This window comes from Marinobacter sp. SS8-8 (assembly GCF_030540945.1).
Classification (GTDB): domain Bacteria; phylum Pseudomonadota; class Gammaproteobacteria; order Pseudomonadales; family Oleiphilaceae; genus Marinobacter.
This window is the reverse complement of sequence record NZ_JASSVN010000023.1, coordinates 41,266-52,314: the sequence shown is the minus strand read 5'-3', so window position 1 is coordinate 52,314 and position 11,049 is coordinate 41,266. Positions and strand designations below refer to the sequence as shown.

12 protein-coding genes are annotated in these 11,049 nt (G+C 57.6%); all 12 read right to left on the bottom strand.

All coding sequences use genetic code 11. The features are described from left to right. Positions 1-518 precede the first annotated feature (518 nt). Positions 519-881 (bottom strand): DUF86 domain-containing protein, encoded by a 363-nt coding sequence (locus QPL96_RS17460; RefSeq protein ID WP_303288597.1) that lies wholly within the window; start codon positions 879-881, stop codon positions 519-521. A gap of 360 nt (positions 882-1,241) precedes the next feature. Next, positions 1,242-1,634 (bottom strand): DUF2802 domain-containing protein, encoded by a 393-nt coding sequence (locus QPL96_RS17455; protein ID WP_303288596.1) that lies wholly within the window; start codon positions 1,632-1,634, stop codon positions 1,242-1,244. A 67-nt stretch (positions 1,635-1,701) separates the two neighbouring features. After that, a complete protein-coding gene (locus tag QPL96_RS17450) occupies positions 1,702-2,190 on the bottom strand; it encodes a chemotaxis protein CheW (RefSeq protein WP_303288595.1) in 489 nt (162 codons plus the stop codon). Positions 2,191-2,337: 147 nt separating this feature from the next. Then, on the bottom strand, positions 2,338-3,087 hold the full coding sequence (locus QPL96_RS17445; protein WP_303288594.1) for a chemotaxis protein CheW: 750 nt from the start codon (positions 3,085-3,087) through the stop codon (positions 2,338-2,340). Then, entirely contained in the window at positions 3,080-3,877 is a 798-nt protein-coding gene (locus QPL96_RS17440) for a ParA family protein (RefSeq protein WP_303288593.1), read from the bottom strand. The genes QPL96_RS17445 and QPL96_RS17440 overlap by 8 nt, the downstream gene beginning before the upstream one ends. Positions 3,878-4,071: 194 nt before the next feature. Beyond that, positions 4,072-4,854: a flagellar motor protein MotD gene (gene motD, locus QPL96_RS17435; RefSeq protein ID WP_303288592.1), complete on the bottom strand. Its 783-nt coding sequence runs from the start codon at positions 4,852-4,854 to the stop codon at positions 4,072-4,074. Positions 4,855-4,872: 18 nt separating this feature from the next. Further along, positions 4,873-5,613, bottom strand: a complete 741-nt coding sequence (locus QPL96_RS17430; protein WP_303288591.1) for a flagellar motor protein — start codon at positions 5,611-5,613, stop codon at positions 4,873-4,875. After that, entirely contained in the window at positions 5,613-6,782 is a 1,170-nt protein-coding gene (locus QPL96_RS17425) for a chemotaxis response regulator protein-glutamate methylesterase (protein WP_303288590.1), read from the bottom strand. Before QPL96_RS17425 ends, QPL96_RS17430 begins: the two co-directional genes overlap by 1 nt. Positions 6,783-6,824: 42 nt before the next feature. Continuing rightward, the gene (locus QPL96_RS17420) at positions 6,825-8,936 is read right to left on the bottom strand and encodes a chemotaxis protein CheA (protein WP_303288589.1); all 2,112 of its coding nucleotides are present in this window, start codon (positions 8,934-8,936) and stop codon (positions 6,825-6,827) included. Between the two features lie 16 nt (positions 8,937-8,952). Continuing rightward, positions 8,953-9,738 carry a protein phosphatase CheZ gene (locus QPL96_RS17415; RefSeq protein ID WP_303288588.1) on the bottom strand — a complete coding sequence of 262 codons (786 nt, stop codon included), beginning with the start codon at positions 9,736-9,738 and terminating at the stop codon, positions 8,953-8,955. Positions 9,739-9,758: 20 nt separating this feature from the next. Next, positions 9,759-10,142, bottom strand: a complete 384-nt coding sequence (gene cheY, locus QPL96_RS17410) for a chemotaxis response regulator CheY (protein ID WP_008173086.1) — start codon at positions 10,140-10,142, stop codon at positions 9,759-9,761. Positions 10,143-10,297: 155 nt separating this feature from the next. Continuing rightward, positions 10,298-11,041, bottom strand: a complete 744-nt coding sequence (locus QPL96_RS17405) for an RNA polymerase sigma factor FliA (RefSeq protein WP_303288587.1) — start codon at positions 11,039-11,041, stop codon at positions 10,298-10,300. Positions 11,042-11,049 lie beyond the last annotated feature (8 nt).

The window sequence follows — 11,049 nt, the reverse complement described above, 5'->3', positions numbered from 1 at the left end:
CTGCGAGTTCGGAGTAAGAAGAGAAACCCCGCGTCGCTACGCTCCGATGGGTGGCAGCCTTGCTCCGGTCCGGGTGGCAGGCTTCACGTGGAATGGGTGGCAACCTTCAGCGGTTTACGCAGTCAAGCACTTTTTGAGAAAAAGTGAGCTGAATAGTTACGAACACACAAGGTAAAGACACCCGCTTGGTTGCGCGGGAACAGCACCAGATGCTTGAAGGTCAGGTGGCAGTGGCGGGTGAAATCCTGGGGGCGCTGACGGTGTTGGGCGATAAAGGCGGGGTCATCAAGTGGATTGGTTATTTTATGTACAACTTTTGATCAGGACCTGGCCGGGGTGTCAACCGTTGGCTTTTGTGGGTGCTTCATAAGGCGTTTTTCTCAGCAGTGTGTTAGTGGTAATTGCATGATATTTATCGATAAAAGTCACTAATTCAATGACGTTGGTCCCTGTCCTGACGCCGAACTCTCTTTGAAGGGACTCTGGCAGAATGTCGTCATTATCGGTTTCCCATCGAATTAGTTTGACGAAGGGCCAGGCTCCGGCCCTTCGCGTAAATTGTTGAGCAAGGTTTCCGCCTGCTGGTTCAGCGCAGGAATCGCACTGGTCACGGTCTGCCAGACAAAACCGTGAGCAATCCTGTTCCTCATGCCACGCATTTGCGACCAGGGCAGTCCATCATTCTGAGCAACAAAATCTGGATCACTTGCCGAAATCTTCGTAGCCGCTTCCCCGATCTCAATAAGGCTCATGACAACAGCTTTCTGAGTGCGAAGGTCGGCCTTGAATGCCTCCAGCGAGAAGCCCTTTGTGAAACTCAAAATATCCCCCGAGGAATCGACAATGTGCTCAGGGTAATCCTCTGTTCTAAGTTCTTTCATACCGGCTTAGCCTCGCTGATTACAGAGTCCCTGAAACGTGGAGGGAGGTCACCAGGAGTACAGTTACAGATTCACTTTAACTCGTGAATAGATTGCCTTGAATACTTTGTCCAGATTCTGAATCGCTGGCCGGGAGTGTCAAGATCCGAAAGAAGTCACCGGACTGGTCCATCACATCTTCCACTCTCAGCAGGCTCAGCTCGTAAGGAGCGAGCCCCCAATACAAGGCGCCCATAATTAGGGCGCTGTTGCGCTTCCCAAATGGCGGTGCCGCATTCATATCGATCAGCCGCTGAACATCGCCTTCGTTAAACAGTCTTTCAATTGACTCTCTTCAGCAGCGTCCGTAACAGCTTTGTATCAGGCCGCCTGACGTTTTCTGAGTGCTGACACCAGTTCGGCCTCGGGACGGGAAATTCCGCAGGTGTTCATAAGATCGTCGATATCGGCACCGAGATCAACCAGCCGTGAGGCTTCATCGTAGGAGATTCGCAGCGGATCGTTCTGGCGCATTTCATCCAGCGTAGTCCGCAGCTCATGCAATTGCCGTTCGCAGGTGACCAGCCGCTGCCCTACACCCATGCTGCCACTGGTGGTGGCATGAAGCTCCCGGCCAAGGGTATCGCAACGTTCTTTCAGCGTTGCCCTCAGGCTACGTACCTGGTGTCCGAGAACCAGGCCCTGAACAAGAACCAGAGACAAGGCGACAACAGTCAGCGCCCAGGGAAGATAGGAAGGAATTTCTGCAAACATGAGGGATATCTCCCGTTAATTGCCACGGAAGGCATCCATCATCTGGCCTGTAACGGAGTGCTCCGGTTTACAGTGCCGCGATTTCCGCCCACTCGTGGTCTGACAGCATCTTGTCGAACTCGACCAGTATGATCAGTTCGCCATCCTTGTTGCACACGCCCTGGATAAACCTGGCACTTTCCTCGTTACCCACGTTCGGTGCAGTCTCAATTTCACTGGCTTTCAGGTAAACCACCTCGGCCACCGAATCCACCAGGATACCCATCACCTGATTGGCTGATTCCATCACTACAATCCGGGTGGCGTCGGTCACTTCCGCATCCGCGAGGCCAAAACGCCGGCGGGTGTCGATGACCGTAACCACGTTACCCCGAAGGTTGATGATGCCGAGCACGTAATCCGGAGCCCCCGGAACCGGCGCAATCTCCGTGTATCTCAGTACTTCCTGGATCTGCATGACGTTCAGACCGTAAGTCTCATCATCCAGCCGGAAAGTAACGTATTGCAGTACCTGATTACCCTGGGCCTGATTGGTTTGTCCGCTCGGGGATGCCATAGCGATGTGTCTCCTCTTGGGCTGCCCGGCGGGCAACCTGATCGTCAAAAAAATACCGTCAGTGCCCAATACTATAGTTAAGGGCACAAACCGTGCCAGCATGGCTCGGTTTCATTCAGTAACCGTTGTTTGCGCCAGCTGTTTGCGTCAGCTCAGATCCAGATGGTGCTCACGCTCGGCCTGTACCAGCAGGTCTGCCATGGTACGTACATCAATAAGCGCACACATCTGGTCAATCACGGTTCCCGCCAGCCAGGGGCGCTTGCTGCGAGCTGTTCGCCAGCGCACTTCATCGGGCCGGAGTGTAAAGGACTGGGCAACGCCATCACAGGCCAGTCCCCAGTCGCTGTTATCAAGCCGGATCACGAACCGGTAGTTGTCACGGGCACCGGGTGGTACCCGCCCTGCCATAATCCATTCCGCGGTATCCACCACCCGGAGATTCTGGTCCCGGTCGGGCCGGATGCCCATGTACCAGCGTGGGCTTCCGGGTATCGGCCGGATCTCTTCCTCAATCCGGTGGATGGCGCCGAGCAGAATCAGCGGTACCGCCAGTTGCAGCCCGGCGACGGTGAAAATAAGGCATTCAAAAGGCTGCCCGGACCATTCGGGGCGCGACGGTGGCGCGGCCGGCTCTGGTTCAGGCGTGGCAACGACTTTTGGTTCCGGCACGGAGGTTTCCGGTGCCTGACGAACCACTGGCCGGACAGCCTCGGCGGGCTTCGCTCGCAAAGATTTGGGCGGCTCGGGTCGAGCTGCCGGTTTTTCGGCGGTTTTCTCCGGAGCAACAACGTCCTCTCGCAACGCCGTATCGGTCGCCATATGCAGCAACTCGTCAAGATAACTGGCGATTGCGGCTTCAGGGCTCGCCAGCCTTGTCAATTTCCCGTCAGCCATGCTGACGCTCCTTCACGGACCCTACCCGGGCCATCAGGTCGTCAAGCAGATGGCTGTACGCCCGGACACCGTGAGTCTCGGCGTCCAGAGCAGAAGGAATCAAACCGGCCTGGCTGGCATCCCGGAATTTGGTATCCACGGGAATGGCAAACTGCCACAGGGATTGCCGATAGGTTTTGCGTAGCACATTGAGGCTTTTCACCGAAGCCTGGGTGCGCCGGTCATAGAGTGTCGGCACGATGGTGTAAGCCAGCTCGTTCTTCTGGGAACGCATGATCATCTTGAGCGTGTGGAGCATTCGCTCAAGGCCCTTGATGGCAAGAAATTCGGTTTGCACCGGAATGATCAGGTGCTGGGCGGCGGCCAGGGCATTGACCATCAGCACGCCAAGCGACGGCGTGTTATCCAGAAGCACATAATCAAAGTCATCCCAGAGCTGGGTCAGGGCCCGGGAGACAATCAGCCCCATGCCTTCCACGCCGATCATCCGGCGCTCCAGGGTTGCCAGTGCGGCACTGGCCGGCAGCAGGGACAGCCCCCGGCAACCGGTTTCAGTAATCAGCTGGGCCGGCAGCCCCTCGGGAACTTTGCCCTGGTGCTGGAACAGATCGAACACACTGTGGGCGATGGTGTCCGGATCGCACCCGAACCAGCTGGTCAGCGAGCCATGGGGGTCCAGATCGACAACAAGAACGCGCTTGCCCCGCTCAGCGAGCAAGCCGCCCAGCGCAACAACGGATGTGGTTTTGCCGACACCACCTTTCTGATTGGCTACTGCCCAGATTCGCACGCTTTGACTCTCCAGAGAACACATCGGTATGGCCGGATTCACAGGGGCCACAGTCCCGTTTATCGGCAGCCCCCCGGGCAACTTGAACGAATAGCAGGGGGATTTCCGGCAAGCTCTTGCCGTCGCCTTTTATGACCGGGAATAAATACACGAACCGTGCCAACGGAACCATACGCATCTGCCGACGAACGGTATTATCGCATGGCACCCCGGATACTGGCGTCGCGGGAAATCAGCAACACCACCCGCCGGTTTCTGCGCCGTCCCTCTTCCGTGTCATTCCGCGCAACCGGCTGATACTGGCCGTAACCGACCGCGGCAAGGCGCTCCGGCTCAATGCCTTCCATGACCAGCATCCGAACAACGGCTGCCGCGCGGGCGGCGGACAGTTCCCAGTTGGAGGGAAAGCGGGAGGTACTAATGGGCCGATTGTCGGTGAAGCCCTCGACTTTGACGGCGTTGTCCCGATTGTTAAGAACGGTGGCGATTTTATCAATAACTTCAAAAGCATCGTAGTGAGGCTCTGCATCGCCACTACCAAAAAGCAGGCTGTTCGGCAGATTCAGTTCCAGCCATTTGTCGCTGGTTTCCAGTGTCACAACCCCCTGGTTGATCAGTTCATCGAACTCCATGGTCAACTGGTCAGCCATGGCACGCAGGGCCTCGGTCCGGGCCTGGGCGTCCATTTCAGGGTTTCGGGGAGCTTCGGTGACTGCCGGGGGTATCACGTTTTCAGCGGGCGCGCTCAGGGACTGCTGAGGCTGCTCGCCGATCTCGATGGGTTGGAAGGACCGCTGGGGCGCGTTGAAAACCCCGGTCAGGGTTTCGGACAACACCTTGTACTTGCCTTCGTTCACGGACGAAACCGAGTACATCACCACAAAAAAGGCGAACAGCAGGGTGATGAAGTCGGCATAGGAAATCAGCCAACGCTCTTTATTGTGCAGATCGTCCTTGGGTTGCCTACGGCGCCGCATAGTCTGGCCTGCGCATGCCTACTGCAGGAAGCCCCGCAGCCGCAATTCGATGGATTTCGGGTTTTCACCCTCGGCGATGGCAATAATGCCGTCAATCATCATATCCTCGTAGCGGGTCCGCTCCCGCACGATACCACGCATCTTGTTGGCCACCGGGAAAAACAGCAGATTCGCCAGGGCGACACCGTAAATGGTCGCAACAAAGGCCGTGGCAATACCGCTACCGAGTGACTGAGGATCTTCCAGGTTGGTCATCACCTGGATCAGACCCATAACCGCACCGATAATCCCGATGGTCGGGGAATAGCCGCCCATGGCCTCAAACACCTTGGCAGATTCGAGATCCCTCTGTTCACGGGATTCCAGATCCACCTCCATAACGCCCCGGATGGTTTCCGTTTCCGCACCGTCCACCAGCAATTGCAGCCCTTTCCTGGCAAACGGTTCCGGCTCTCTCTCTGCCAGCCCTTCAAGGCCAAGAAGCCCCTGCTTGCGGGCCTTCACGCTCCAGTCAATGACTTTCCCCAAGCCATCTTCCATGTTGATAAACGGCGGAACAAAAACCCAGCGCACCTGAGTAAAGGCTCTTTTAAGCATGGACCACGAGGTCTGGAGAATCGTCGCGGCAAATGTGCCACCAATCACAATCACCGCCGCGGGACCATTAAAGAGCGAGCCCAGCGCCCCGCCTTCCAACAGGTTGCCGCCCAGTATGGCGGCAAATGCGAGAACAACCCCGAGAAGGCTGAGGATATCCATCAGCTGACACCTTCCACCAGCCGCGGTCCGATTTCGTCCAGTGACAGGACTTCATCGGTCAGTCCTGCCTTGGCAACGGCCATGGGCATTCCGTAAATGACCGAGGATTTTTCGTCCTGGGACCAGATATCCGAGCCACTCTGCTTCATCATCCGGCAGCCCTCCTTGCCGTCAGAGCCCATGCCGGTAAGGATCACGCCCAGGGTCTTGCCCGGGAAACTCCGGGCCAGTGAACCAAAGGTCACGTCTACGCAAGGCTTGTAATTGAGCCGCTCGTCACCTGGCAGGATCCGGACCCGGGCCTGTCCGCCCCGGTTCTCAATCATCATCTGTTTGCCGCCGGGCGCCAGTAAGGCAAGTCCCGGGCGAAGCACGTCGCCATCTTCTGCTTGCCGAACTTCTATGCGGCAGAGTTTGTTCAGCCGCTCGGCAAACGCCGGCGTAAAACTGGCCGGCATGTGCTGGACCAGCACCAGTGGCGCCGGGAACGACGCAGGCAAGGCGGTCAGTACCCGCTGCAGCGCCACCGGCCCGCCCGTTGAGGTACCAATGCCGACCACCGCGTAATGTTTGGCGGGGCCCCGGCGGGCATGACGCCTCGGGACTTCAGCCTCGCCTGTAGCTCCCACACCCGGGGCCCGCTCCTGAATGCCGTGGCGCTGACGCAGGATTGATTCAGGCCGGGAGCGAACCGGTGCCGCATCAATGGGCGCCCGCGCGGCAGGAGGTGGCGCTCCGTCCCGGAACGGAGCGACCGGACGGGCGCCGGGTCGGCTGCGGGCGACATCCAGAACCCGGTCGATCAGGATTTTCTGGAGCTGGCTGTTATCCCTGGCAATTTCCTCGAAGTTCTTCGGCAGAAAGTCAACGGCGCCGGCTTCCAGGGCATCCAGAGTCACTCGCGCACCTTCGTAGGTGAGCGAGGAAAACATGAGGACAGGCACCGGATGCTTGCGCATGATTTCGCGCACGGCAGAAATACCGTCCATAACCGGCATCTCGTAATCCATGGTAATCACGTCCGGACGCAGCCTCTCGGCAAGCTCCACGCCCTCCCGGCCGTTGGTGGCAGCGCCAACGACCTTGATCTGGCCGGAGCTGGTCAGGATTTCCGTCAGCCGTTTTCGAAAAAACCCTGAATCGTCAACGACCAGGACAGAAACTGTCATCCACTTCTCCTACCCATTCCATTGTCACCTGCCGGTCACGGCTTAACCGTAGTGTTGCAGCAGGCTGGGAACATCAATAATCAGCGCGATTCGGCCATCACCGGTGATCGTGGCGCCGGCCATGCCCGGAGTACCCTGGAGTGCACGACCCAGTGGTTTGATCACCACCTCTTCCTGCCCGACCAACTGGTCGACCACAAAGCCTACCTGTTTGGTACCCATGGCAACGATCACGACGTGGGCATTCTCCGGCACTTCCCGGGATCCGTTGTCACGCACCAGCCAGCGTTTGATGTGGAACAGCGGGAACACTTTTTCCCGAACCACAATGCATTCCCGACCGTCGACAACGTTGGTTTTGGTGAGATCCAGATGGAAAATCTCGACCACATTCACCAGCGGCAAGGCAAAGGACTGGTCGCCGAGCATGATCATCAGGGTGGGCATGATCGCGAGCGTCAGCGGAACCTTGATGATAATCCGCGACCCCTTGCCCAGCTCAGACTCAACACTCAATTGACCATTGAGCTGACCAATCTTGGTCTTGACCACATCCATGCCGACACCACGGCCGGAGACATCGGAAATCTGATCCTTGGTCGAAAAGCCTGCGGCAAAGATCAGGTTGTAGCACTCGGTATTGGTCAGACGATCAGCTGCATCCTGGTCGTAAATGCCTTTTTCCACCGCCTTGCGCCGCAGCACCTCGGGGTTCATGCCGGCGCCGTCGTCATCAATGGACAGCAGGATATGATCGCCTTCCTGTTCCGCCGACAGCGTAACCGTGCCCTGGCGCGGCTTGCCGGCTTTTTCCCGGACATCCGGCGCCTCGATACCGTGATCGACGGAGTTACGGACCAGATGCACCAGTGGATCGGATAGCGCCTCCACCAGGTTCTTGTCGAGGTCGGTATCCTCGCCATGCATGACCAGGTTCACCTCTTTCTTGAGGCTTCTGGCAAGGTCCCGGACCACCCGCGGGAAACGGCCGAACACTTTCTTGATCGGCTGCATGCGGGTCTGCATCACAGCAGACTGAAGATCGGTCGTTACTACATCCAGGTTCGAGACCGCCTTGTGCATGTGTTCGTCTTCGCTTGCCGCACCGAGGCGCTGCAAACGGTTCCGAACCAGCACCAGTTCACCCACCATGTTCATGATGTCGTCCAGGCGCTTGGTGTCGACGCGCACGGTGGTTTCTGCGGCCGGGGCATGCTCCCTGGATGGCATGGCCGGTGCGGCGCCGCCTTTGGTGCCCGGTCTGTCAGCGGATTTCGGTTCTTCCTTCGGTTTTTCCGCCTTGGGTGGCTCGGCTTTTGGCCTCGCCTGTTTTTGCGGCGAAGCCGGCTGGCCGCTGACCGCAGGGCTTCCGCCCTTGCCGTGGAGATCGTCCAGCAGCTTCTCGAATTCATCGTCTGTGATCAGGTCATCGCTGCCGCCGGTTTCAGTCTTCGGGGACTGTTTTTCGTCTTTCCTGCCGGGAGTCCCAGCGGCAGGCGCACCCGCAAACTGACCCTTGCCATGCAGCTGGTCCAGAAGCGCCTCAAACTCATCATCGCTGATCTCGTCATCACCGGAACTCTCGTTGTTGCCGGCTCCGGCATCGGGGCTGGACAGCGATGAGGGTTCGCCGGATGGATCGTCATGCAATGCATCCAGCAACTTCTCGAATTCGTCGTCGGTGATATCGCCCCCGCCTTCTGTCGCGTCGTCTTCCGTCGTTTGTTCCTGCTGTGGGGTGGCGGCCGGGGCGGCGCTTCCGACCTCAGGCTGTGCCAGGGCGTCGAGCGCTGTGATCAATTCGTCGGGGGCGGGCGTCAGTTCTTCGTGGTTACGGACCTGCTCAAACATCGCGTTGACGTTATCGAGGGCCTCCAGAACCACATCCATCAGCTCTGAATCCACCTTGCGCTTGTGATTGCGCAGAATATCGAACACGTTCTCCGCGGAATGGCAGCAATTTACCAAAGCATCAAGCTGCAGGAAGCCTGCCCCGCCCTTGACAGTGTGGAAACCACGGAAGATGGCGTTGAGCAGATCACTGTCATCAGGATGTTGCTCAAGGTCTACCAACTGCTCTGACAGCTTTTCGAGTATTTCGCCGGCCTCTACCAGGAAGTCCTGCAAAATCTCGTCATCAGCATCAAACGCCATGCGTTACCCTCTTCATTCAGAAACCGAGACTGGACAACAGGTCATCCACATCGTCCTGTCCCGAGACTACATCTTCACGCTCATCGGCCTTGATCTGGGGCCCGACGCCCTTTTCCGCAGATTCTTCCGTTTCCTCAATCTGGTGCACGGTGCCCGTCAGTTGATCGACGTGACTGGCCATCACCACCAGGCAGAGCATCTGTTCCTCAACCTCTTTCACCAGTGTGGTGACTTTCTGGATGACCTGCCCGGTGAGATCCTGGAAATCCTGGGCCAGCAGTATTTCCGAGAGATTGTTGTACATGGTCTCCGCGTCCGCGGTCATGCCGGCAAAGAACTTGTCGATCCGGCCATACAACTGGCGAAATTCCGCCGGCTGCATTTCCCTGCGGCGCAAGCGTTGCCACTCGTCCCGCAAGGCTGCCGCCTCGTCTCTCAATGCATTGGCCACTGGCATGGTTGCCTCGACCAGGTCCATGGTCCGGTTGGCCGCCTCACCGGTCATGTGTACCACGTACTCGAGACGGTCAGAGGCATCTGTCATTTTTGACAGCACTTCCTGTTGTTCCGCGTTTCGGGGATCTATCTGAAAGTTCCGGATCGCTTCGTGCAGGCTTCGGGTCAGTCGCCCGACTTCGCGATACAGGCTTTGATCCCTGACTTCGCTGAGCTCATTGATCAGGGTCATGGCTTTGGCATATTCACCGGCATCAACGCTTTCAGCCAGTTCGGCTGCCTGACGCCGGAGCTTTTCCGTCACCTCTGGCTCAAGGCCCCGATGATTCTTTTTGCTATCGCTCATGAGAGCCATCCGATCTCTGGTTACTGGATTCTTTCAAAGATTTTTTCAATTTTTTCCTTGAGCACCGCAGCAGTAAACGGCTTGACAACATAGCCATTGACGCCTGCCTGGGCAGCGGCAACAATCTGGTCCCGCTTGGCCTCTGCGGTCACCATCAGCACCGGCAGGGTTTTCAGGTTCTCGTCAGCCCTCACGGCCTTGAGCAGATCGAAACCGGACATGCCCGGCATATTCCAGTCAGTTACCAGAAAATCATATTTCCCGCTTTTGAGCATCGGCAGCGCCGTGTTGCCGTCATCGGCTTCATCGGTATTGGTGAAACCAAGATCACGTAGCAGGTTCTTGATAATCCGTCGCATTGTGGAAAAATCATCCACAATGAGAATTTTCATGTTCTTGTCCAATGGGACCTCCAGTTAGTAACACCCGGAATTCGTTTGACCTTTCGAGTCTAGCAGGCCGCTGTTTCAACCGCTTATTGTCTGATCTTTGCTTCGGTTGTAAAGCATCGGTTACCAAAAACTACAGTCTGCCCCGCCGCGGACACACAAAACAGTGATCAGTTGCCCGTATCCTGGCGCCAGTCCGATAAACGCCCCCGAAGTCGCAAGGCCGCCTGGCTGTGAATCTGGCTGACCCGGCTTTCACTGACGCCGAGCACCGCACCGATTTCCTTGAGGTTCAGCTCGTCCTGGTAATACAGGCTCAACACCAGTTTTTCCCGCTCCGGCAGTTCCTCTATAGCCTCGGCGAGACTGCGGCGGAACGCGTCGGACGAGAGCCCTTCGAGCGGATTATCCCGTGGCTCTGTCTGTTCTATCGGCAGTTCGCCGGATTCATTGAGCTCATCGAGACTAAAAAGCCGGCCGCTGTTGGAGTCAGAGAGGTAGGTATGGTACTCGGCCAGCCCCATGCCCAGTTCTTCAGCCACTTCCAGATCCTGGGCCTCCCGGCCGAGACGATCTTCAACGGCCTTGATAGCCTGGGAAATACGACGGGCATTGCGGTGCACGGAACGGGGAACCCAGTCGCCCTTGCGGATCTCATCCACCATGGCGCCACGAATCCGGATGCCCGCGTAGGTCTCGAAGGTTGCACCCCTGGTGGCGCTGTAGCGTTGAGCCGCCTCGAGCAGGCCGATCATTCCGGCCTGCATCAGGTCATCAAGCTGCACAGAGGCTGGTAGCCGGGCCATCAGATGAAGGGCAATTTTCTTGACCAGGGGCGCGTGCTCCTCAACGAGCTGGGAAGGCTTCTGCGCGCCTGACTGGTTATAGATTCCGAGGTTTTTCGCCAATGTCATGTATCCGG